Raw genomic sequence first — 22,074 nt, 5'->3', positions numbered from 1 at the left:
TATAGCTATTTACTTAGGGAACTTTAGTACATTTGCTTCGTCCAAAAGCGTGTTTTGGAATGCTAATTGAGTACTATAATAATCAGTTGGGCTAAAATTAAAAATAGCGAATCAAAAATAAATAATCGTATTTTCTATGGAAGTTAGAAAACTCATTCTTTCAATAATGATAGTGATTAATTTAATCATCTTATCATTTGGATTTATATTTACATCAAGCTGGTTTTGGCTACTTATCATCCCATTTCCGTTGCTATTGATCGCGTTATATCATAGTTTCCAGACCAAACATGCCATCCTACGCAATTATCCTTTAGTTGGATATTTCCGTTATATCTTCGAATCTATTCGTCCTGAGTTGAGACAATATTTTTGGGAATCAGACATGGATGGACGTCCTTTTAACAGAAGACAGCGTTCGATCGTATACCAGCGTGCAAAAAATCAACGGGAAACCGTTGCATTTGGTATGCAGACCGATCCGCAGGCAGTCGGGAACGAATGGGCAGCGCACTCTGTTTTCCCTTGTCATATCGAGAACCACGACCTCCGCACTACGGTTGGAAACGCCGCTTGTAAAAAGCCTTATAGTTTAAGTGTGTTCAACATTTCAGCAATGAGTTACGGCGCTTTAAGCAAAACCGCGATAACGGCCTTAAACAAAGGCGCTGCACTTCAAAATTTTGCTCACAACACCGGTGAAGGGGGGATCAGTGACTATCATAATAATGGCGGTGATTTAATTTGGCAGGTTGGTACAGGTTATTTTGGGTGCCGTAATAAAGAGGGAAAATTTGATGCCGAACTTTTCAAGGAGAAATCAAACCGTGAAAACGTGAAGATGATTGAGTTGAAACTCTCACAAGGCGCTAAACCAGGTCATGGGGGTATCCTTCCAGCTGCAAAAAATACACCTGAGGTTGCTGCCATTCGTCACGTTATTCCCGGAACAGACGTCATGTCACCTCCAGCGCATAGTGCATTCGCTTCGCCAACAGAAATGATGCACTTCATACAACATATGCGTGAATTGTCTGACGGGAAGCCTATCGGTTTTAAGATCTGTATCGGAGACAAACATGAGTTTATGGATATCTGTCATGCGATGCAAAATACGCAGATTTTTCCAGATTTTATTTCTGTAGATGGTTCGGAAGGTGGTACGGGAGCCGCGCCACTTGAGTTTACGGACAATTTAGGTATGCCGCTCTATGACGCACTTGCATTTGTCACAAAAACCTTAATTTCTTTCGGCCTAAAAAAACACATCAAAGTCATCGTATCCAGCCGTATCGTCACCGGGTTCGACATTTTAAAAGTTATCGCCCTAGGAGCAGATGCATGTTATAGCGCGCGCGGTATGATGTTCGCTTTGGGTTGCATCCAGGCACTTAAATGTAATGAAGACGTTTGCCCAGTTGGGGTGGCGACACAACAACCACACCTCTACAAAGGACTAGACGTGAACGATAAATATGTGCGTGTCGCTCAGTTCCATCGTAACACTTTACGTGCTACTGTCGAAATTATGGAAGCGTGTGGATTCAAAACACTTTCTGATGTATCGGCAGATAAATTTTATCGTAAAGTAGATGCGATACGGACATTGAGCTTTCAAGAAATTTACTTCGGAAATGAAGGTAAATTGGTCAACAGCCGCACAGATTTCGAAAGTAAGCTATTCGAAGATTAATCGGCATTTTTTAAATAAAACAGCAAGTCCCCTATGTCAAATCAGCATAAGGGACTTTTTTATAGCTCGCTTACTTCAGGAAGAAGCCGACCATAAATAATTATGCTAGATTAAAGAGTACACGATGTAAAATCGTATTTGAGACAGCAATCTGATCATCGTTCAACCCCTCCAAGGCCTGTTCAATTGTATTTCTAGCTTGCTTCATGCCCTCGTCCCTCATCTTTCTTCCCGTTTTTGTCAAATAGATCAGATTAGACCGTCTATCGTTTTTATCATTTACGCGAATAACCAGATTGACCCGTTCCAAATTATTTATTAGCCGAGTCACGCTCGGCTTGTCCCGAAATGTACGAATAGCTAACTCCTGCTGGGTAAGCCCCTCCTCCACCCAAAGGTTATACATGATACTCCATTGTTCAGAAGTAATGCTTAATCCGGCCTCACGAAGATTACGTTGTAACCTTCGCATTACTGCAATGGAATATTTGCCCGTTAGGAAATTATAAAAATACTCTTGTGATACTAAATCTTGGTGCAACATATAATAATGGTTATGGTTGTTTACGCAACTTATTATAGCAATAAAATGCTGTCTTTCATATAATGTAAAAAAAGCTAATGTATTATGGCTAACAGTTAGCCTAAGTTACACTTTAGCATAGCTTCTACAAACAAAATTTATCAACATGTCATCAGTAGATGTTGATAAATCATCAAAATTTGATTTATGACAGACTGAAATTAGCAAATAAAAAGTATACAACCAAAATTATTGCTTGCAATTATACCTAATTCAAAAGGAGTTAGCTGATCGTAAAGGAATCAGAGTCTCTCAGGAAAGGGAATTTTTCACGGGCTTCCAATAGATCATTGGGATTTAAGGTAAATGTATATAAGTCTTCATCTTCAGGTTTGTAATACACCACATCCCCTAGTGGAGATATACACATCGAACCACCAGAATAATAAACATCATTACCATCATGCCCAACGCGGTTCACACCAACAACATAGGCTTGATTTTCTATCGCGCGTGCTGGAATAAGAGCTCTCCAATGTGCAGATCGCTTGTCAGGCCAGCTAGCCGTGTATACTAAAATATCATATGCACCATTTTGATTTTTAGACCAAACAGGGAATCTAAGGTCATAACAGATCATTGGACAAATTTTCCAGCCTTTGATATCTACTAAAATGCGTTCATTTCCAGCCTCGAAGTATTCGTTTTCTTTCGATAATCCAAAGAGATGGCGTTTGTCGTATTTTACATATTTGCCATCCGGAAACATCCACACAAAACGATTATAATATTTTCCACCATCTTCAATGATTAATGAACCGGCAACAACACAATTAAGCGAACTAGCCATCTCAAATAGCCATCTTGTGGTAGGTCCATTTGTAGGCTCCGCGCATTTCTTAACATTATTGGTGAAGCCTGTATTAAACATCTCGGGAAGAATAATAACATCCGTTTTTTCGCGTAATGCGGAAAGTCTCAATGCGAGATTATTGAGATTCTTCTCTATATTTTCCCAAAATAGGTATGCTTGAAATACGGTGATCTTTAAAGGCTCCATGAACGTAATCTAAAAATTTACTTAATTATTTTATAATAAAATAACCATTTAACGGCAAGATACAAATTTTAAAAGAAATAATACTTATTGCTGCCGTACCAAAAGGTTATTTGCTAACACTAATAACGGTTCCTTGCGATGATTTGGTACATTTAAAGCTTCCATTTTTTCGAAAGCCCGCTGTGTATAGCTATCCTTAAGTTTGTCCGCAGCAGCTTTAATTTCATATTTCCCATACAACGCAAGCATATCCTTTATTTTTGATGGAGTATCCTCAGCAGGAGCTTCCAACAAATTCTTCAAAATGGGTTTATCTTCGTGCGAAATCACGGCCATCAGCTTCACCAATAAAAACGTCTTTTTATTGATCAGAATATCACCACCAACGATCTTTCCAAAGGTTTCCGGATCGCCGTAAGCATCCAAAATATCATCTTGTAACTGGAATGCTAACCCCACATTCTCACCAAAATCGTAAATCAGTTGCTGTTGCTGTTCATCTGCTCCTGACAGAATAGCACCTAATTGCAATGCTCCACCCAATAACACTGAAGTTTTCAGGCGGATCATCTCCAAATATTCAGCCATCGATAGCGAACTCCGACTTTCATAATCCATATCCAATTGTTGGCCCTCACATACTTCCATGGCAACTTTACTTAAAATTTTCAAAGTTGCAGGTAGATAAACGGGATTACATTTTGAGATTTCCTCATAGGCTTTAACTAACAATCCATCTCCAGATAATATGGCAATATTGGCATCCCATTTCTCGTGAACTGTCGTTTTACCTCTTCGTAAGGGAGCCTTATCCATTAGGTCATCGTGGATTAGTGAAAAGTTGTGAAAAAACTCCACTGCTTTGGCGGCAGGTATAATATCGGCCATGTCCCGCATACCGAATAATTCGGCCGCCATCAAGGTCAGTACAGGTCGAACCCGCTTTCCGCCCAAAGTCAAAATATACCGTATTGGATCATATAAATTGGATGGTGTCTCAGGAAATTTACTTGTCTCTATCGCCTCCATCACGAGTTGTTGTAAATGTTGCATATATCTTTACGATCGAATCTTGCGAATATAGCAATAATCGGATAGAAATGGCAATTTTGTCCCTTTAAAGGAAGTCGCCCCAAAATTGTACATTTGTACAAGTATTTTATTATGCGCATACTGATTATCCATACATTTTACCAAGATCCTGGTGGTGAAGATACTGTGTTTCAGCAGGAAGCTTCCCTCCTTGCTCAGGATCATGAAGTCCTCACGGTCACTTTCCAGAATAAAAAGGGATGGAGGGGAGCCCTTCAGACAGTGGGATCCTTTTGGAATATTTTCGCTGCGCAACGTGTCAAGGAAAAAATAAATACCTTTAAACCAGATATCGTTCACATACATAATACACATTATGCAGCTGGCCCAGTTATCGTGCGTACCATCGCCAAACTCGGAATTCCACAGGTCATGACGCTCCATAACTTCCGGCTGTTATGCCCATCGGCCACGCTGTATCACCACAATCACCTTTTTTTGGACTCAATCCATGAGAACTTCCCTTGGACTGCTGTGCGACAAAAAGCATTCAATAACTCTACGGTAAAAACATTTATCCTAGCTTTGAATTATTGGGTTCACCGTAAAATTGGGACTTGGAAAAAAGTAAATCGCTACATCAATTTAAGCTCCTTTGCAAAAGAAATATTTGTTAAATCTACGCTGAACCTTTCACCTCACTTATTCGTTGTTAAACCAAACTTTGTCTTTCCTACTACAATAGTGCCCAACGTTACCCCTCCCTACTTCATCTACGTCGGTCGTCTTTCAGAAGAAAAGGGCATATTAAATTTGATAGATGCTTTTATCGGGACAGATTTTAAACTACAGATCATTGGCGGGGGACCGCTCGAAGCGGTAGTAAACCGACGCATCAAGGGTCAACCTAATATTTCCTACCTTGGCTTTAAAAAGAGGGATGAAATCTTGCCCTTGGTAGCAAATGCACAAGCATTGCTCGTTCCTTCCATTTGTTTCGAGGGCATGCCAATTACAATTCTTGAAGCTTACTCTGTAGGCACAGCCGTACTCTGCTCCAATATTGGGCCGCTTCCCGAATTGATTGCTCCCGGCAAAACAGGGCTGACCTTCGATCCTCACAATAAAAATGACATCATCCGCTCTTTGACCGCATGGAGTACAAAAATGAAAGATGAAAAAGATGAGATAAGAAAGACCTGCAGTACTTACTATTTTAGTAATTTTACACCTGAAATAAATAAAGGAAAATTATTGGCGATCTATCAGGACGCTATTCACGATAAAAAACGGAATAAATGAGTATCATCGTATTAGATAAACTAGGTTTAGCGCCGCAGATACAGACTGTACTGGAATCGATTTATGATCCTGAACTCAAACCTGCAAATATTGTAGATTTGGGACTTGTATATGAAATCATTACGAAGGAAGAAGGTATTGCAAAGATTGTGATGACACTCACTGCTCCAGGCTGTCCGGTGGCAGGCGAAATCATGAATGAAGTTCAGGAAAAAGTTGCTGCCATCGAAGGCATCAAAGAAGCATTGGTAGAATTGACATTTGATCCGCCTTGGACCAAAGACATGATGTCGGAAGAAGCAAAACTAGAATTAGGATTTTTGTAACTCTAAAGCTTCTGATTATTTTCCAGATCGCTCAGCTTCTTTAAGGGCTTAGCACTATTGGGATCCGCTCCAAAAAGTGTTTTCCACAGCTTTCGCGACTCTTTAGTTAATAGGGGCGATACAATTGAAAGAATAAGGACATAAACAACCACGAAGGATTGGATCACCGGTAATAAAGCCCCCGCTTTACCAATATTTGCCATGATAATAGAAAACTCGCCCCGCGCAGATAAGGTAAAGCCGATATCAAAAGAAGTTTTAGGCTTCATGCCCGAAAATTTAGCTGCAAAATATCCCGAAGCAAGATTACCCATCATGGTTACCAACGCTGCGATCGAAGCCCAAAAAACGGCACCTCCTAACGACATAATATCAATGGATAATCCAAAACTAAAGAAAAACATGGCCCCAAAAAAATCTTTATAGGGCAGTACCATGGATTCAATTTTTTTAATGTATTGAGAATCTGCAAGCACCAATCCAGCCATCAATGCACCAATAGCCTCTGCAACGTGTATCGTTTCGGAAAATCCCGCTACAATAAAAAGCAGCGCAAAGATGATCAATATAAATAATTCAGAGGTTTTCTCCTTCAATAAACGATCAATTGCAGGCACCAGTTTTCTGCCTAAAATCAAAAATGCCAATATAAAAACCAAGGCCAGTAAAGAAGTTCCAGCCACCGTCCAAAAAGAGCTGCTCCCCGTAAGAATCAAGCCTGAAAGAAAGGAGATATGCATCGCTATAAACAAATCATCGAACATAATCATGCCCATGATGACCTCTGTCTCGGGGTTGGCAGTACGTTTGAGATCAGTCAGAACTTTTGCAACAATAGCTGTCGAGGAACTCGTCATAATACCGCACAGCACCATCATTTCCTTAAATGGCATGTCCATCAACCAACCGATCAATAGTCCTGAAGTAAAGTTCAATAAAACATAAATGGTTCCCCCTGTCACAATGGCTTTACCAGACTTAATAAGCCGATTGACTGAAAACTCAAGACCAAGATAGAACAGTAGGAACAGTACCCCCAAACGGCCCATGAAATCGATAAAGGGCTTGCTTTCTGTAAATGTTAAATCCACCATGCCAACCTGTGGGGCGTGCTGTCCCAAAACCATTCCTATAATGATGAAAAAAGGAATAACAGAAAACTTAAGCTTATTGGCAATTAGACCAACAATGGCAACAAGTCCTACAGCGATTCCAATTTCCAGAATTAAGGTATGTGATAGCATAAATTACAGTAAAATTTCCTTTAAAAGTTTAATATTATTCTTTTTCCCCGCGATAACCAGTGTCGTACCTGGGCTAATCAAATAAGATGGTCCTGGATTAATAACCGTATCATCATCCCGTATACCAGCAATAATCGATGCACCAGTGCGCTGACGAACTTCCAACTCCCCGATTGTCTTTCCTGCACCTTCATTTTTGCCCTCTACTTTATACCATTCAATGCGCAAATCGTCCAGAGCAACTTCAATCGTCTCCAAAGCCTTCGGCTTGTAAGATAATCCACCGATGATTCCCGCAATCTGACGGGACTCATCGTCATTAAGTGTCATCACGCAACGTGACTCATGCTCCTCATCATCATAGCGATAAAGTTCCCGTCTGCCATCGTCATGGATAACAACAACCATGTTATCTCCCGCATCGGTTTCAATTTGAAATTTTTTACCAATTCCAATCAGATCGGACTCTCTTACAATAGACATAATCTTCTTTTTAAAATATATACCAATAATAAAAAAACCTTCATAATTTTGTATAAACGAACTTTATGAAAGCAAACTGAAGATGCTTTCCAGCCAATAAACAAAGACTTACAGAAAAAAACAGCATCCTTACTTAGCTACTAAAACACAAATCTACCCAAAAAATAAATCTTAAACGAATCGTTCAATATCTAACAGGATGTCTTCACAAGGCGCAAATTACCCTAAAGTAGCAAAAAAGAACACAGGAAACAAACATTCTTACCTATGGCACGGTATCCGTGAACCCAATAGACCCGCCTTTTTTATTCCCGCAAGGCAGCATCAATCAGCCTATAAGTACCATCTTCCCGGAGCTGACTGCGCCCGATCGTGATATTTTTTGAATGGTAAAATAAAAAGACCCAGCCTGCCGGGGCACCCTCTGCCCAGTACGCCTGACGTAACGCTTTAGAGCGCCGGCCGTCAAAATCATATTTTGCCACATAGTTATGGAAAATCTCTTCGGGCTCAGGCAATACATCTCCGCCAAAGAAATAATGCTGGTCATCCGTTTGAATATGAAATGCCTGGTGATGTGCGGTATGTCCACCATTAAGCGCATAGCTGATTTCATCATTTATTTTCCCCTCACCTTCCACCAGTACCAAATTTCCGCTGCGTTGAATCACATCAAAAATCTCGGTCCGGTATGAACTTGAAATTCCCGAGTAGGCATCTTCCCATTCACCTCGTTGCACAATGTATTCGGCCTCCGGAAATGCAATCCGACCTGTTCCACTTTCAAATGTCACCATGCCACCAGCATGATCTTTATGCAAATGGGACATCAATACATATTTTACATCATCAGGCCGGTATCCTAATTTATGTAAGTTATCATACAGCTGTAACCGCCCATTTTTATCCGTATAACCAAGCCCAGTATCACAGAGTACGAGTCCGGCATCGGTTTGGATCAAGAAAGGATGAACATCGATAAACATAGCGCCCGGACGGTCCTGAGGGTCATCTAGTGACGGATCAAAGGGAACAAATTTTCTGCTTTTATCTACCGAAAAAGAACCTTCGTATAAAGAATAAGCCTGTACCATATTTAAAACATTGGGAATATGCACGTTAAGCAACAGCGAATCAATACCCGGTTTAGGAATTAGGTAAGTCCAGCCTTAAAACGTATATTTACACTTAAAATATTGTGCAAAGATATGCAAAAAAGATGGGTACTAAAATCTAAAACTGATGTCAAAATAACCAATAAACTGCGCGAGGAATTAAACATAAACCCTGTATTGGCAGAGTTGCTCGCGAGCAGAGGGATTGAGACTTTTGACGAATCTAAACAGTTTTTTAGACCTCAATTATCGGATTTGCACGATCCATTTTTGATGCGTGACATGGAAAAAGCCATTACACGTATTATTCAGGCTATTGGTAATAAAGAAAAAATTCTGATCTATGGTGACTATGACGTGGATGGTACAACCGCTGTAGCCGTTGTTTATAGTTTTTTCAGGGAATTCCATAGCCAGCTGGAGTTTTACATTCCAGACCGCTATGCCGAAGGCTATGGCATCTCGACGCAAGGAATCGACTACGCCGCAGCAAACGGTTTCAGCTTAATTATCGCATTAGACTGCGGTATCAAGGCAATCGATAAAATAGACTACGCAAACAGCAAGGGGATTGATTTCATTATCGGAGACCATCACCTTCCGGGGGAAGAGCTTCCTAAAGCTTATGCTGTATTAGATCCCAAGCGTATAGACTGTGAATATCCCTATAAAGAACTTTCAGGTTGTGGAATCGGCTTTAAGATTATTCAGGCTTTTATATTGACAAACGGCATGGATATCAATGCCTGCTATCAGTTTTTGGATCTCGTCGCTGTAAGTATCGCTTCGGACATTGTTCCTATTACCGGTGAAAACAGGATACTCAGCCACTTTGGCCTCATTAAACTGAATACGAATCCCTGTGTTGGATTGAAGGCGCTGATTGACTTATCCAATAACCGAACGAAGATTTTTACCGTTAATGACATCGTGTTCCAGATTGGCCCCCGAATAAATGCCGCGGGCAGAATAGATCATGCCAAGGACGCCGTCAAACTTTTGATTTCCAAATCACTGCAAGAAGCAAAAGACTTCAGTTCGAGCATTGATGATCAAAACAATGTGCGGAAAGACTTCGATCTCAGAATCACAGAAGAAGCGTTGGCTCTCATTGAAGATAACGCTCTACTTAAAAGCCGCAAATCCACCGTACTGTATAAAGCCGACTGGCACAAAGGCGTCATTGGGATTGTCGCTTCCCGTCTGACCGAAAAATATTACCGACCGACAATTATATTGACCGAAACAAATGGTCATATCGCCGGTTCCTGCCGTTCGGTATTGGGTTTTGATTTATATGAAGCGTTAAGCGAATGCGCCGATCTATTGGAACAATTCGGCGGACATAAATATGCTGCCGGACTAACCATGTCCTTAGATAATGTCACCCTCTTCCAAGATCGTTTTGAAGAAGTGGTATCACGACGTATCAGTCCAGAAATGCTGACGCAAGAAATTTTGATCGATGCCAAGTTAGCACTGAAAGATATCGACGCTAAGTTTTTCCGTATTCTCCAGCAATTTGAACCATTCGGTCCCCAAAATGAATCCCCTATTTTCCTCAGTAAAAAGGTAAATGCAGTAGGACAAGCCTTTATAGTAGGTACCAATCATCTTAAGATGACCATTGTGCAGGAAGACTCTCCGGCATTTGACTGCATTGGTTTTGGATTGGCAGAACATATCACGCATATCAATTCTGGACAAAGTTTCGATATCTGCTACAGCATCGAAGAGAATGTGTGGCGCAACAAAAAGAACTTACAGCTAAACATCAAAGGGATTAAGTATTAGTATTGCAAGAGTAAGAAGATATTAAATATATTTACACAACAATAGATATTCCACGAAGATGATTTTAAAGGCAGAACATCTTATCAAAAAGTATAAACAGCGCACCGTTGTCAACGATGTTTCTTTCTTTGTAGAGCAGGGAGAGATCGTCGGGTTATTGGGCCCGAACGGAGCTGGAAAAACGACCTCTTTCTATATGATCGTTGGTCTCATTAAGCCCAATGAAGGGAAAGTATTTCTCGACGATCAGGAAATTACACAAGATGCGATGTACCAACGCGCTCAACGTGGGATAGGTTATCTCGCTCAGGAAGCATCGGTCTTCCGGAAGCTTTCTGTGGAAAACAACATCCTGGCTGTATTAGAAATACACTATCCGAATAAAGAAGAACGTTTGGCAAAACTGGAAGAACTACTCACAGAATTCAGCCTACACCGTGTCCGTAAAAACAGAGGTGATTTGTTATCCGGTGGCGAACGTCGACGTACCGAAATTGCGCGGGCATTAGCTGCAAATCCATCCTTTATTCTTTTGGATGAACCTTTTGCAGGGGTCGACCCAATCGCCGTGGAAGAAATTCAGACGATTGTGGCCAAACTCAAAACCCGTAATATCGGCATCTTAATTACCGATCACAACGTGCAGGAAACATTATCAATCACCGATAGGGCCTATCTGCTAACCGAAGGAAAGATTATGCTAACGGGTACACCTGAGGAGATTGCGGATAATGAGCTTGCCCGTAAATTTTATCTCGGTCGACATTTTGAGTTAAGAAGGAAAAAATTTTAAAAATTAAAGACAAACCTCCCCTATGGCCTTATTAAATTCCATTTTTACTTGGTTCATGAAAAAAAGAATTCACCAGATTGAACTTTTCATGAAATATCCGCATGATGTTCAAGAAGAATGGTTTCAAAGTTTAATTGCCACTGCGGAAGCAACAGAATGGGGAAAAAAATACGATTACACAAGTATATTAACGCCTGAAATTTTCAAAGAACGTGTCCCTATACAGGACTACGACGATATTAAGGGTTATGTTGATCGTATGATTAAAGGTGAGCAAAATATTCTGTGGCCATCGGATATCAAATGGTTTGCGAAGTCTTCGGGCACTACCTCAGATCGAAGCAAATTTATTCCAGTCAGTGAAGAAGCACTCGAAGAATGCCACTTCCAGGGGGGGAAGGATATGTTGACAATCTATTGCCATAATAGGCCCGAAAACCGTGTATTTACAGGGAAATCGGTGGTTATCGGTGGTTCTTCACAGATAAACAATTTTAGTCCAGATTCCTATTATGGTGATCTTTCGTCGATTCTCATTCGGAATCTGCCTTTTTGGGCCGAATTTAAACGGACACCAAATATGGAAGTAACATTAAACCCAAACTTTGAAGAAAAAATTGAGCAAATTGCTCAAATCACGCTTAAAGAAAACGTAACGAGCCTAGCGGGTGTACCCACTTGGAATATTGTTATGGCCAAACGTATACTTGAAATTACAGGTAAAGACAACTTACTGGAGATATGGCCAAATCTCGAATTTTATGGACACGGGGGCGTGAGCTTCAAACCTTACCGTGAACAATTCCAAAAATTGATCCCGTCAGACAACATGTATTATTTGGAGAATTATAATGCTTCAGAAGGCTATTTTGGTTTACAGGACCAATCTGATTCGGAAGATCTCCTACTCATGTTAGATTATGGTATTTATTACGAGTTTTTACCTACAGAGCGAATGCAGGAAGAAAATCCGTCAACGCTACGCTTGGATCAGGTTGAACTAGGTAAAAATTATGCATTGATCATCTCGACCAACGCAGGTCTTTGGCGTTATAAAATCGGGGATACCATAAAATTTACATCATTATCCCCTTATCGTTTTCAGATCTCCGGACGCACCAAACAATACATTAATACTTTTGGGGAAGAAGTTATCGTCGACAATGCCGAACAGGCACTGGCCGAAGCGAGCAAACTGACTCAAGCTCGAATAAAAGATTATACGGCAGGACCGGTATATTTTAAAGATGCCCAAGCTGGCGCACATGAATGGGTGATCGAATTTGAACAACAGCCCAATGATTTTAAGCGTTTCTGTGAAATATTAGACGCAAAGCTCCGTGAAATCAATTCGGATTATGACGCCAAGCGTTTTAAAGATATGGCTCTCCGCCAGCCCATCGTTCATAATGCACCCGAAGATACATTTTACAAATGGATGAAATCACGCGGTAAGCTCGGGGGGCAAAATAAGGTTCCTAGATTGAGTAATAATCGCGAATATATCGACCCGCTCTTAAAACTACTCGCTAGCTAAATGATATTTTAAGTATGATTACTTCATGATACAACATGAAACATGATGAAGCATACGGCCGAAATAATAGCCTAGCCTCCGGCTGGAGATTAGCCAAAATTTCCTGGACTTTTTATTTTGGCTAATCTCATGGTACTCAATCGTTTTTGAAAAAACTACTGTGAGTTCATTTGATGTGATAAGCCCAAAAGCTTACACAATTGAGGAGGTTTGTTAGGGTTTAATTGCTGTTTTATATAAAAACACAAAAAAACCGAGGATAAAATTCATCGAAATACCTTTCTTCTGAACTTCAACGTCACGCGGTAACAATGTGTGTACATCGCCAGATGTTACTTCATTACCTTTGTCAAGACTGTGAGTCAATTCCATACTTAGTTTATTTTATGATAAGTGATTTTATAGCGTTACTGCAAACCACAAAGCCCATCAAAATGGTTGCATCCTTTACAGCCAAACTTTATGCCATACTATTGAAACCCAACATTAATTAATAAAAAATTAACACTATTAATTATGAATACTTATGCGCATTAAAAAATGCATCGAAATTCTTCCATTTCAAAAAAAAGTGTAGTAAAATGGGGAACAACTGTCCGAAATAAAAGGCATATCCATACCTGCAAATTATCCAGCTATACGTGCGACTTATATTTCATTTTTTTCCTAACTTAGCCTATGTAATTAAAAAATAAGATGAACGCGACAGAGAACTATTCAATTCGCGTAGAGCCAACTCAAAATTCAAGACTCTCGCAAGTAGATTTCGACAATCTAAAATTCGGAAAGATTTTATCCGACCACATGCTGGTCGCAAACTATGATGACGGTGAATGGAAAGATGTCAGCATCGTTCCTTATGGAGATATCAGTATTAGCCCTTCAATGTCCGCTTTACATTATGGTCAAGCGATTTTCGAAGGAATCAAAGCTTACAAATTTGCCGATGGAACAGTAAGCATTTTCCGTCCGGACAGGAACTGGGAAAGATTCAACAAATCTGCAGCTCGTTTACAAATGCCCGAGGTACCTGAAGAGATTTTTATGGATGGCTTAAGCAAGCTATTGGACATCGACCGCAATTGGATTCCAGCAAAAGAAGGCTCATCCTTGTATATACGCCCTTTTATGTTCGCAACAGAAGCAGCATTAGGTGTGCACCCTTCTAAATCATACAAATTTATTGTTATCACAGGTCCAGTTGGCGCATATTACAGCAAAGCAATTAGTTTAAAAGTAGAAACTTACTATACACGCGCTGCTGAAGGTGGTGTCGGTTTTTCTAAGAATGCCGGTAACTATGCGCTATCACTTTATCCAACACAATTGGCAAATGATGAAGGTTATGACCAAATTATGTGGACAGATGCTTCCGAGCACAAATACATTGAAGAAGCCGGTACAGCGAATCTTATTTTCCGCATTGGAGATACGATCATCACTCCACATGGCGACACAATCCTACATGGTGTTACGCGTCGGACAATCATGGAATTGGCAGAAAAATGGGGCTATAAAACTGAGCAGAGAAAGGTATCTGTACAAGAACTAATTGACGGTATAAAAGCAGGTATCGTGACAGAAGCTTTCGCAGCGGGCACTGCAGCCACCATTACAGATATCAGCCGTATCGGTTTTGAAGGACAGGATTATAATTTGCCGCCAGTCGAAGGCCGCGAGTTTTCAAATCGTGTTTTGAATTACCTTAATGATTTACGCTACGGCAAAGTAGAAGATCCGTATGGATGGAACTACCTAGTAAAATAGTCCTCCAGGAAAAATAAAAAAGCCTTGGTTATGAATAACCAAGGCTTTTTTATTTCCTATTCGTATAGCTTTTACAAAACCCTACCTCAACGCATCCCTATGGATGTGCCCAGCCAGTTCCTTTTGGATAAATTCAATAATAGCTGCAGTCTCATGGGCTAGAAACCAATGTGTACGACCATATTTTTTAAACCAGGTGATCTGTCTTTTGGCGTAACGCCTAGAATTTTGCTTGATTTTCGCTATTGCTTCCTCCAAAGACTGCTTACCATCAAGATAATCAAACAATTCCGCATAACCTACTGTAAGCAGAGCAGGTTTCGTCTTGAAAGGAAGTAAAGCTTTCACTTCATCCAGTAAGCCTTTGGTCATCATCAGATCTACACGTGAATTGATCCTTTCGTACAACTTCGCCCGGTCCATATTCAGCCCTATCGTAAGGACATCAAAAGGCCTTCTCTCAACATCTTTCTTGTGGTAGAAAGACATCGGTTTACCGGTTGCCTCAAAAACTTCAAGGGCCCGCACGACACGTTGCGGATTATCCATATCGGCCGTTTCAAAATATATCGGGTCGATACTCTTCAATCGATCTTTTAAGACTTCCAGTCCTAAAACTGCAAGTTCATGATTAAGCCTCTCGCGGACATCATCCCCTGCCTTAGGCAAATCGTCCAATCCTTCGCAAAGCGCCCGCACAAATAAGCCGGAGCCGCCTACCATAATCACGACGTCATGTAATTGAAATAGTTCTTCTAACTTCAGCAACGCCTCACGTTCAAAATCCCCTGCCGAATAATCTTGCGTGATCGTATGTGAATCGATAAAATAGTGGGGAGCAGCAGCTAATTCCTCTGGATCTGGCTTTGCAGTACCAATGGACATCTCTCGGTAAAACTGACGAGAATCTGCAGAAATTATTGCTGTTTTAAAATATTGTGCCAATGAAATAGCCATTGCAGTCTTACCAACAGCTGTTGGCCCCACAATGGCTATCAATGTTTTTCTATTTGCCATATTTTAACACTTTAAAAGCTGAAACAACCTCTAAAGTCTTCTTAATTAATATTCGTCTTCGTAGCCAGTGGATTCTTCACGCTCTTCACCTTCTTCCCCCTCTTCCTCGTCGTCACCATCACTATCGAAGCCATCCAATTCATCTTCATCATCCACGCCATATTGCGTATCATCTTCCTCTACAAATTCATCCTCTTCAACAGCATCTGCTACCGGGAAATTAGCCGCAGTCATCGTCTTAGGAACCTGTCCAATAGATTTAAATAAAGCAGGATAAACCTTTCCGTCCTCTTCTTTCAAAATCTTGATCAATTCAACCTGAAAGTCATAAGGGCGATCAAAATTGTAAACGTAGTAAAATTTCTGATGTGGGTCATCAATAAACTTGCTTAAACGGATATTCTCCATCAACAATACCTCAGCATCTTTTTTACGTTGAGTAGGCTTGAATGCAATTTCAGTTCCCTTTTTCCATTGATCATTGCTTACATAAAAAGAGGAAGATGCATCTGCATTATATCCTGTCGATTTATGGATTTCCTCATGTAGGTCTATAAATGTACTTTTAGAAGGCATGTCAATCTCACGGTACACATCTTCATAATCTTCAAAAGTAACTCTAAATCTATAAATTGCCATCTCTACTATTTTCTTCTTTTAACCTTTTTAAAAATAATACTATATTTTAAGAATTGGAAATTTCCAATGGGATTTCTTGTTTGATTGTCAAGTTCATTTCCACTGCTTTTTGAACCAGAAATTGATAGGCTTCTATTCGGGAGTTTGGAATCTCGCCCTCCAGAATAGCTTCACGAATCAAATTTTTAAGCTGTCCAACGGTACGTCCTGGTGCCAAGCCGAATAAGAGCATAATATCCTCCCCACTGATTGGTGGCTGCCAATTTCGCACCTTGTCCCGCTCTTCGACATCCTTCAGTTTTTGTTTGACAAGTTCAAAATTCTGTCGATATTTTTTCTTTTTAAACTCATTCTTTGTTGTCACATCCGCATGGCACAGCATCATCAGTGCTTCAATGTCGTCACCAGCCTCAAATAACAAACGGCGTACGGCCGAATCTGTTACAATATCTTGTGCCAATACAATCGGCCGAAGATGCAATTGTACCAGCTTCTGAACAAATTTCATTTTCTCGTGGAGCGGAAGCTTCAATTCAGCAAATAGCTTGGGAACCATCCGGGCACCACGATCTTCATGGCCATGAAAAGTCCAGCCGAGCTTTTTATCGAAACGTTTCGTTGCTGGTTTAGCAATATCATGCATAATCGCCGCCCAACGTAACCAGAGATCATCTGATAATTCGCATACATTATCAAGGACTTCCAACGTATGATAGAAATTATCTTTATGCCCCTTGCCATCAATAATATCCACACCATGTAGATTATACATCGCCGGAAATATCAATTCCAATAGACCGGTATCAAACAAGTATTTGAATCCTACCGAAGGTTTTGGGGAAAGAATAATCTTATTGATTTCATCAATAATCCGCTCTTTGGAAATAATTTGTATCCGCTCTTTGGTATCGGTAATTGCTGTAATTGCTTCGATAGCAATTTTAAAATTCAACTGCGTGGCGAATCGAATGGCGCGCATCATACGCAATGGGTCGTCCGAAAACGTTTCTATCGGATCCAAGGGGGTTCTAATGATCCGCTGTTCAAGATCTTGTACACCTCCGAACGGATCGACTAAAGTACCATAGTCAGCTTTATTCAGTGAAAAGGCCATTGCATTGATCGTAAAATCACGTCTATTTTGATCATCGGATAGGGAGCCATCTTCTACGATAGGCTTGCGCGAATTCGCGCGGTAGGATTCCCTTCGTGCACCCACAAATTCCACATTGAGGCCCTCATACACAAGCATTGCTGTGCCGAAATTCTTATATACGGCAACTTTAGTATGTAGCTTTTCACCCAGTGAAGTCGCAAATTCAATTCCACTCCCGACAACAACAATATCCACATCATTCTTAAAAGGACGCTTCATGATATAGTCGCGGACATACCCACCAATGACATAACATTCGGTATGTGTTGTCTCGGCGAGTTCCTTAATGATGGTAAAGATTGGATGTTGTAAATTATCGTACATAGTCAAAACAGCAGGTAAAAAACCAAACAGTTTGCAAAAGTAACAATTTTTTCCCTAATCCCTATCTTTGGATAATTTACGGAAAGCAAGTGGATTTTTAAGCAATTCAGCTTGTTCACGGCGACGCTTTACAATATGCAATGCGGAAAAAATAGCTTCTACAAAAGAACTTTCGGAAGCTAGATTTTTTCCGGCAATATCATATCCTGTGCCATGATCTGGCGAGGTTCTTACAATAGGTAGACCAGCGGTATAATTTACACCGGCACCTTTAGCGATATGTTTAAAAGGAATCAACCCTTGGTCATGGTACATCGCCAATACCGCATCAAATTTCTCATATGCCCCTTTCGCGAAAAATCCATCGGCCGGATAAGGACCAAAACAGAAGATCCCCAGTTCGTTGGCCTTTTCTACGGTAGGCCTGATGATCTGATCATCTTCGGTACCAATAATGCCATGATCTCCCGCATGTGGATTGAGCCCTAAAACAGCTATTTTAGGCTTTTCTACCCAAAAATCTTTCTTCAGCGAATCATTCATCAGCGCAAGTTTTTTAAGAATGGCCTCTTCGGTAATTTGAGCAGCAACCTCATGTAAAGGAATATGACCGGTCACCACGCCGATACGCAGTTCATCACATACCATAAACATCAATACATCATCGGCTCCAACTTTGGCTTGCAGATATTCGGTATGCCCCGGAAATTGAAACCCTTCCTGCTGGATGTTGTGCTTATTAATTGGAGCCGTCACCAAAGCATCGATTTTACCCGCTTTTAAATCTTCAACGGCTTTCTCTAAGGACAAGAAAGCATATTTACCGCCAATTTCGTTTTCTTCACCCAGCGAAATCTTGACGTCTTCCTGCCAGCAATTGATCATATTTGCTCTTTTGGAATGCGCCTGCTCAGCATCATTAATAACATTAAAGCTAAAATCATTTACGCCGATCGCTTTACGATGAAAAGAAGCAACCTTTGTGTTTCCATAAACCACTGGTGTAAAGAAGTCACACAAACGTTGATCCACCAAAGATTTAATGATTACTTCAAGTCCAATGCCGTTAATATCGCCTACGGTAATTCCGATTTTTAATTTATCGCTCATTCTGTTTAAATGCTTTGATTCAAAAATAGGGATTTTTTTTTAGTATTAGGTATTGTCCTTTATCCTTGTTCTTTGCCCGTTGCTCTTTTTTAACGCTTAGCTTTTCACTGCTGACTTCTAATTTCTGACTTTTAATTTTTAATTTTCATTACTTTTGCAACATGAGTACAGTAAGAGCAAAAAAACATTTAGGACAGCATTTCTTAAACGATAAAAATGCTGCACAAAAGATTGTGGAAGCATTGGATCCTAAATTGGGTTTTAGCCAAGTGCTTGAAGTCGGTCCAGGGATGGGGGTACTTTCGGATTTTCTGTTGCAGAAAGAGGAATACGAAACCTATTTAATCGATGTGGATGATGAATCCATCGCTTATTTGGATGACAAATATCCCCAATTGGGCAAAAGGTTAATCCATGGGGATTTCCTAAACCTTGATTTTTCACAATACTTCGGCGAGAAAATGGCCGTTATTGGCAATTTTCCCTACAACATATCTTCTCAAATTCTCTTTAAAATTTTGGATGAACGTCAACGTGTCGTTCAGATGACAGGTATGTTCCAAAAAGAAGTGGCTGAACGCTGTACGGCTAAAGCGGGCAGTAAGGAATATGGCATATTAAGTGTCTTTTTACAGGCTTACTATAAGGTAGAATACCTATTTACCGTCAAGGCGGGAGCATTTAATCCGCCTCCAAAGGTATTGTCAGGCGTTATTCGCATGACCCGCAATGAACGGGATCAATTGGCCTGCGATGAGAAACTGTTTTGGCGCGTTGTGAAAGCAGGTTTCAACCAACGTCGTAAAACCCTCCGGAATTCACTCTCAGGCGTTGTTCCCAAAGATAAAATGTCCGATAATCCACTCTACGAACTACGAGCAGAACGACTGACGGTAGATGATTTTGTGGGCTTAACAAATGAAATAGCAAATAGTCTTTAATATGCGGGCGGCAGACAGCACATTTATTATCGTTGGTGGAGGTATCGCGGGATTATGTGCTGCAATCGGGCTTGCAAAGCTGGGCATTGAAGCACAGGTATATGAAAGTGCTGCTGAGCTTAAAGGCATAGGTGCTGGATTTGGCCTTGCAGCCAATGCCATGCAGGCTTTAGCGTATTTGGGATTGAAAGATGAAATCGTTCCGATAGGACATTATCTTGCATCCTACCATGTCTTGGATCAAAAGGGAAATATATTGGTTGAACCAGATACCAGATCAATCAGCCGAAAATATCAACAGGACAACTTCGCTATCCATCGGGCAGACCTGCATCAATTTCTATTATCCAAAATCCCAACCACACAGATCCACCTGGGCAAACGCGCTGTTTCCTTCGAACGAGAGGGTGAAGAGATTCGAGTTTATTTCGCCGATGGAAGCCATACAAACGGACATGCCCTTTTAATTGCTGATGGTGTACACTCCCCCCTACGGCAGCAACTTATACCCGGTTCGGCACCACGTTATTCGGGTTACACCTGCTGGCGGGCCACCATTGACAATAGCAGCATACAACTCAACAAAGGGACGGAAACCTGGGGTGCGAAAGGACGTTTTGGAATGACCCCACTTGTCAATAACCGAATTTATTGGTACGCTTGCATTAATTCATCTGCACAAAATCCAGTTTTAAAAAATTGGAAAACAAGGGAGCTGCTCGACAACTTCAGCGACTATCATCCCCCTATTCCAACGATCCTGTCTGAGACTAGCGATAGTCAATTGATTGCAAATGATATTATCGACATCGCACCGCTTGAGCAGCTTGCATTTGACAATATACTGTTGCTTGGTGATGCAGGACATGCCACGACCCCAAACTTGGGGCAGGGAGCTTGTCAGGCTATTGAAGATGTCGCTGTACTGATGGACGAGCTACAAACAGCAGCTTCGGTTACCTTAGCCTTCCAACAATTCGAAAAAAGGCGATTGGATCGGGTTAATTATATTTGCAATACATCCTGGAGGATAGGCAAAATTGCACAATGGGAAAATCCATTTTTGATAGGAATGCGAAATTTTTGCATGAGAATCATGCCGAACCGCATGAAGCAACAGCAGCTAAACAAATTACTGTCTGTGGATTTTATGCAGATTAACCGTAATCATGCCCCTGGGCACAAAATCAACACGAAATAGAAGCACTATTTATTTATCGTTCCCACATAAAAAATAATTGGATGAAAACTACTATTCTGATCGTCGACGACATTCATGAGATCATGCTTGAGAAATTTGAGCAGGCAGGTATCCATTACGATTATCAGCCTGCTATCAGCCGAGCAGAAGCCGAGCAAATTATTTCTAACTATTCAGGCCTGGTCATCCGTTCCAAATTTCAGGTCGATAAAGCATTTTTTGACCTCGCGCCCAACCTCCGCTTTATTGCCCGCGCCGGAGCCGGTATGGACAATATCGACGATGCCATTGCTGCACAAAGAGCTGTGCAGTTAATTCCGGCAAATGAAGGCAATCGGGACGCTGTCGGTGAGCATATGATCGGGATGTTGCTTAGTTTGATGAACAATCTGAATCGTAGCGACCAACAAATACGATCTTGCCAGTGGTTACGTGAAGCCAATCGTGGTTACGAACTTAAGGGGCGTACTGTGGGATTGATTGGCTACGGACACAATGGGATGGCCATGGCAAAAAAATTATCGGGCTTTGATGTAACGGTACTTGCCTACGACAAATACCGGATCGGCTATACCGATCAATATGCAACAGAAGCAGACATGAAAAAAATCTACAAAGAAGCTGATGTGATCAGTTTTCACATTCCCTTAACGGATGAAACAAAAGGGATGATTGATGTGGATTATCTAGCAAAATTTGAAAAACCTATTTTCTTTTTACTCGGAGCACGAGGCGGTATTGTACAAGTACCAGCAGTGCTTAGTGGCCTTGATTCAGGCTCCATGCTGGGAGCAGCATTTGATGTATTGCCTGTAGAAAAGTTCCCAAAACTCGCTGAACAGAACTGGTATGCGGATCTTATCCGTAGAGACAATGTGATCTTATCTCCCCATGTTGCAGGATGGACATTTGAAAGTTATTATAAGTTATCAGAAATCGCCGCCGATAAGATCATTGCATTTCTGACGTCTTGAGTTTTACACGGCTCATTGGTCAAAATCTTTCGTGCAGCAGGCA

At 40.9% G+C, this 22,074-nt stretch carries 21 protein-coding genes; 10 read left to right on the top strand and 11 right to left on the bottom strand.

The window, feature by feature from the left end; all coding sequences use genetic code 11:
• Window positions 1-136 precede the first annotated feature (136 nt).
• Window positions 137-1,693, top strand: coding sequence for an FMN-binding glutamate synthase family protein (locus tag J2X77_RS19525; protein ID WP_310082105.1), 1,557 nt, complete (start codon window positions 137-139; stop codon window positions 1,691-1,693).
• A gap of 100 nt (window positions 1,694-1,793) precedes the next feature.
• Here J2X77_RS19525 and J2X77_RS19520 read toward each other — a convergent pair whose 3' ends face one another.
• From J2X77_RS19520 to J2X77_RS19510, 3 genes are all read right to left on the bottom strand, one after another.
• Complete coding sequence (locus J2X77_RS19520) at window positions 1,794-2,237, bottom strand: MarR family winged helix-turn-helix transcriptional regulator (protein WP_209580454.1); 444 nt, start codon at window positions 2,235-2,237, stop codon at window positions 1,794-1,796.
• A gap of 262 nt (window positions 2,238-2,499) precedes the next feature.
• Complete coding sequence (locus J2X77_RS19515) at window positions 2,500-3,276, bottom strand: amidohydrolase (protein WP_209580452.1); 777 nt, start codon at window positions 3,274-3,276, stop codon at window positions 2,500-2,502.
• Window positions 3,277-3,360: 84 nt separating this feature from the next.
• Window positions 3,361-4,329 (bottom strand): polyprenyl synthetase family protein, encoded by a 969-nt coding sequence (locus tag J2X77_RS19510; protein ID WP_209580450.1) that lies wholly within the window; start codon window positions 4,327-4,329, stop codon window positions 3,361-3,363.
• A 111-nt stretch (window positions 4,330-4,440) separates the two neighbouring features.
• Here J2X77_RS19510 and J2X77_RS19505 point away from each other — a divergent pair, with 111 nt between their 5' ends.
• Both J2X77_RS19505 and J2X77_RS19500 read left to right on the top strand, forming a co-directional pair.
• On the top strand, window positions 4,441-5,610 hold the full coding sequence (locus tag J2X77_RS19505; RefSeq protein ID WP_209580449.1) for a glycosyltransferase family 4 protein: 1,170 nt from the start codon (window positions 4,441-4,443) through the stop codon (window positions 5,608-5,610).
• Entirely contained in the window at window positions 5,607-5,936 is a 330-nt protein-coding gene (locus tag J2X77_RS19500; protein ID WP_209580447.1) for a metal-sulfur cluster assembly factor, read from the top strand. Before J2X77_RS19505 ends, J2X77_RS19500 begins: the two co-directional genes overlap by 4 nt.
• Window positions 5,937-5,938: 2 nt before the next feature.
• Here the strand turns inward: J2X77_RS19500 and J2X77_RS19495 are convergent, their stop codons facing one another.
• The 3 genes from J2X77_RS19495 to J2X77_RS19485 all read right to left on the bottom strand — a co-directional run bounded on the left by J2X77_RS19495 (window position 5,939) and on the right by J2X77_RS19485 (window position 8,757).
• On the bottom strand, window positions 5,939-7,180 hold the full coding sequence (locus J2X77_RS19495) for a cation:proton antiporter (RefSeq protein ID WP_209580439.1): 1,242 nt from the start codon (window positions 7,178-7,180) through the stop codon (window positions 5,939-5,941).
• 3 nt (window positions 7,181-7,183) lie between these two features.
• Window positions 7,184-7,663 (bottom strand): cation:proton antiporter regulatory subunit, encoded by a 480-nt coding sequence (locus J2X77_RS19490; RefSeq protein ID WP_046672804.1) that lies wholly within the window; start codon window positions 7,661-7,663, stop codon window positions 7,184-7,186.
• Between the two features lie 305 nt (window positions 7,664-7,968).
• Window positions 7,969-8,757 (bottom strand): MBL fold metallo-hydrolase, encoded by a 789-nt coding sequence (locus tag J2X77_RS19485; protein WP_209580437.1) that lies wholly within the window; start codon window positions 8,755-8,757, stop codon window positions 7,969-7,971.
• Between the two features lie 114 nt (window positions 8,758-8,871).
• Between J2X77_RS19485 and recJ the strand changes: the two genes are divergently transcribed.
• From recJ to J2X77_RS19470, 3 genes are read left to right on the top strand one after another with little or no spacing between them, the layout of a single operon-like run.
• The gene (recJ, locus tag J2X77_RS19480; RefSeq protein WP_209580435.1) at window positions 8,872-10,572 is read left to right on the top strand and encodes a single-stranded-DNA-specific exonuclease RecJ; all 1,701 of its coding nucleotides are present in this window, start codon (window positions 8,872-8,874) and stop codon (window positions 10,570-10,572) included.
• A gap of 58 nt (window positions 10,573-10,630) precedes the next feature.
• Window positions 10,631-11,365 carry an LPS export ABC transporter ATP-binding protein gene (gene lptB, locus J2X77_RS19475; protein ID WP_209580433.1) on the top strand — a complete coding sequence of 245 codons (735 nt, stop codon included), beginning with the start codon at window positions 10,631-10,633 and terminating at the stop codon, window positions 11,363-11,365.
• Between the two features lie 22 nt (window positions 11,366-11,387).
• Complete coding sequence (locus J2X77_RS19470) at window positions 11,388-12,902, top strand: GH3 auxin-responsive promoter family protein (RefSeq protein ID WP_209580431.1); 1,515 nt, start codon at window positions 11,388-11,390, stop codon at window positions 12,900-12,902.
• Between the two features lie 213 nt (window positions 12,903-13,115).
• Here J2X77_RS19470 and J2X77_RS19465 read toward each other — a convergent pair whose 3' ends face one another.
• Window positions 13,116-13,274: a hypothetical protein gene (locus J2X77_RS19465; RefSeq protein ID WP_209580429.1), complete on the bottom strand. Its 159-nt coding sequence runs from the start codon at window positions 13,272-13,274 to the stop codon at window positions 13,116-13,118.
• Window positions 13,275-13,598: 324 nt separating this feature from the next.
• Between J2X77_RS19465 and J2X77_RS19460 the strand changes: the two genes are divergently transcribed.
• Entirely contained in the window at window positions 13,599-14,669 is a 1,071-nt protein-coding gene (locus J2X77_RS19460) for a branched-chain amino acid aminotransferase (RefSeq protein ID WP_209580427.1), read from the top strand.
• Between the two features lie 81 nt (window positions 14,670-14,750).
• On the opposite strand, the gene miaA is transcribed toward J2X77_RS19460, so the two are convergent.
• From miaA to pdxA, 4 genes are read right to left on the bottom strand one after another with little or no spacing between them, the layout of a single operon-like run.
• Complete coding sequence (gene miaA / locus J2X77_RS19455) at window positions 14,751-15,686, bottom strand: tRNA (adenosine(37)-N6)-dimethylallyltransferase MiaA (RefSeq protein WP_209580425.1); 936 nt, start codon at window positions 15,684-15,686, stop codon at window positions 14,751-14,753.
• 45 nt (window positions 15,687-15,731) lie between these two features.
• Window positions 15,732-16,325 (bottom strand): IS1096 element passenger TnpR family protein, encoded by a 594-nt coding sequence (locus tag J2X77_RS19450; RefSeq protein ID WP_209580423.1) that lies wholly within the window; start codon window positions 16,323-16,325, stop codon window positions 15,732-15,734.
• A 46-nt stretch (window positions 16,326-16,371) separates the two neighbouring features.
• Entirely contained in the window at window positions 16,372-17,805 is a 1,434-nt protein-coding gene (locus J2X77_RS19445) for a CCA tRNA nucleotidyltransferase (RefSeq protein ID WP_209580421.1), read from the bottom strand.
• A 54-nt stretch (window positions 17,806-17,859) separates the two neighbouring features.
• Window positions 17,860-18,915 (bottom strand): 4-hydroxythreonine-4-phosphate dehydrogenase PdxA, encoded by a 1,056-nt coding sequence (pdxA, locus tag J2X77_RS19440; protein WP_209580420.1) that lies wholly within the window; start codon window positions 18,913-18,915, stop codon window positions 17,860-17,862.
• 161 nt (window positions 18,916-19,076) lie between these two features.
• Here pdxA and rsmA point away from each other — a divergent pair, with 161 nt between their 5' ends.
• From rsmA to J2X77_RS19425, 3 genes are read left to right on the top strand one after another with little or no spacing between them, the layout of a single operon-like run.
• Window positions 19,077-19,856 (top strand): 16S rRNA (adenine(1518)-N(6)/adenine(1519)-N(6))-dimethyltransferase RsmA, encoded by a 780-nt coding sequence (rsmA, locus tag J2X77_RS19435; protein ID WP_209580418.1) that lies wholly within the window; start codon window positions 19,077-19,079, stop codon window positions 19,854-19,856.
• A gap of 1 nt (window position 19,857) precedes the next feature.
• Window positions 19,858-21,057 carry an FAD-dependent monooxygenase gene (locus J2X77_RS19430; protein ID WP_209580415.1) on the top strand — a complete coding sequence of 400 codons (1,200 nt, stop codon included), beginning with the start codon at window positions 19,858-19,860 and terminating at the stop codon, window positions 21,055-21,057.
• A gap of 41 nt (window positions 21,058-21,098) precedes the next feature.
• Window positions 21,099-22,031, top strand: coding sequence for an NAD(P)-dependent oxidoreductase (locus J2X77_RS19425; protein WP_209580413.1), 933 nt, complete (start codon window positions 21,099-21,101; stop codon window positions 22,029-22,031).
• The last annotated feature ends 43 nt before the right edge of the window (window positions 22,032-22,074 follow it).

This window comes from Sphingobacterium sp. 2149 (assembly GCF_031455655.1).
In the GTDB taxonomy this organism is placed as follows: Bacteria; Bacteroidota; Bacteroidia; order Sphingobacteriales; family Sphingobacteriaceae; genus Sphingobacterium.
Note: the sequence above shows the minus strand (reverse complement) of the source record. Positions and strands in the feature narration are given on the sequence as shown.

Excerpts from the sequence above, each read along its gene's own strand:
- J2X77_RS19485 (WP_209580437.1), bottom strand. The coding sequence starts at position 8,757 with ATGGTACAGGCTTATTCTTTATACGAAGGTTCTTTTTCGGTAGATAAA.
- rsmA (WP_209580418.1), top strand. The coding sequence starts at position 19,077 with ATGAGTACAGTAAGAGCAAAAAAACATTTAGGACAGCATTTCTTAAAC.
- pdxA (WP_209580420.1), bottom strand. The coding sequence starts at position 18,915 with ATGAGCGATAAATTAAAAATCGGAATTACCGTAGGCGATATTAACGGC.
- J2X77_RS19525 (WP_310082105.1), top strand. The coding sequence starts at position 137 with ATGGAAGTTAGAAAACTCATTCTTTCAATAATGATAGTGATTAATTTA.
- miaA (WP_209580425.1), bottom strand. The coding sequence starts at position 15,686 with ATGGCAAATAGAAAAACATTGATAGCCATTGTGGGGCCAACAGCTGTT.
- J2X77_RS19425 (WP_209580413.1), top strand. The coding sequence starts at position 21,099 with ATGAAAACTACTATTCTGATCGTCGACGACATTCATGAGATCATGCTT.
- J2X77_RS19445 (WP_209580421.1), bottom strand. The coding sequence starts at position 17,805 with ATGTACGATAATTTACAACATCCAATCTTTACCATCATTAAGGAACTC.
- J2X77_RS19430 (WP_209580415.1), top strand. The coding sequence starts at position 19,858 with ATGCGGGCGGCAGACAGCACATTTATTATCGTTGGTGGAGGTATCGCG.
- J2X77_RS19500 (WP_209580447.1), top strand. The coding sequence starts at position 5,607 with ATGAGTATCATCGTATTAGATAAACTAGGTTTAGCGCCGCAGATACAG.
- J2X77_RS19520 (WP_209580454.1), bottom strand. The coding sequence starts at position 2,237 with ATGTTGCACCAAGATTTAGTATCACAAGAGTATTTTTATAATTTCCTA.
- recJ (WP_209580435.1), top strand. The coding sequence starts at position 8,872 with ATGCAAAAAAGATGGGTACTAAAATCTAAAACTGATGTCAAAATAACC.
- J2X77_RS19505 (WP_209580449.1), top strand. The coding sequence starts at position 4,441 with ATGCGCATACTGATTATCCATACATTTTACCAAGATCCTGGTGGTGAA.
- J2X77_RS19510 (WP_209580450.1), bottom strand. The coding sequence starts at position 4,329 with ATGCAACATTTACAACAACTCGTGATGGAGGCGATAGAGACAAGTAAA.
- J2X77_RS19515 (WP_209580452.1), bottom strand. The coding sequence starts at position 3,276 with ATGGAGCCTTTAAAGATCACCGTATTTCAAGCATACCTATTTTGGGAA.
- J2X77_RS19460 (WP_209580427.1), top strand. The coding sequence starts at position 13,599 with ATGAACGCGACAGAGAACTATTCAATTCGCGTAGAGCCAACTCAAAAT.
- J2X77_RS19495 (WP_209580439.1), bottom strand. The coding sequence starts at position 7,180 with ATGCTATCACATACCTTAATTCTGGAAATTGGAATCGCTGTAGGACTT.
- J2X77_RS19490 (WP_046672804.1), bottom strand. The coding sequence starts at position 7,663 with ATGTCTATTGTAAGAGAGTCCGATCTGATTGGAATTGGTAAAAAATTT.
- J2X77_RS19470 (WP_209580431.1), top strand. The coding sequence starts at position 11,388 with ATGGCCTTATTAAATTCCATTTTTACTTGGTTCATGAAAAAAAGAATT.
- J2X77_RS19450 (WP_209580423.1), bottom strand. The coding sequence starts at position 16,325 with ATGGCAATTTATAGATTTAGAGTTACTTTTGAAGATTATGAAGATGTG.
- lptB (WP_209580433.1), top strand. The coding sequence starts at position 10,631 with ATGATTTTAAAGGCAGAACATCTTATCAAAAAGTATAAACAGCGCACC.
- J2X77_RS19465 (WP_209580429.1), bottom strand. The coding sequence starts at position 13,274 with ATGGAATTGACTCACAGTCTTGACAAAGGTAATGAAGTAACATCTGGC.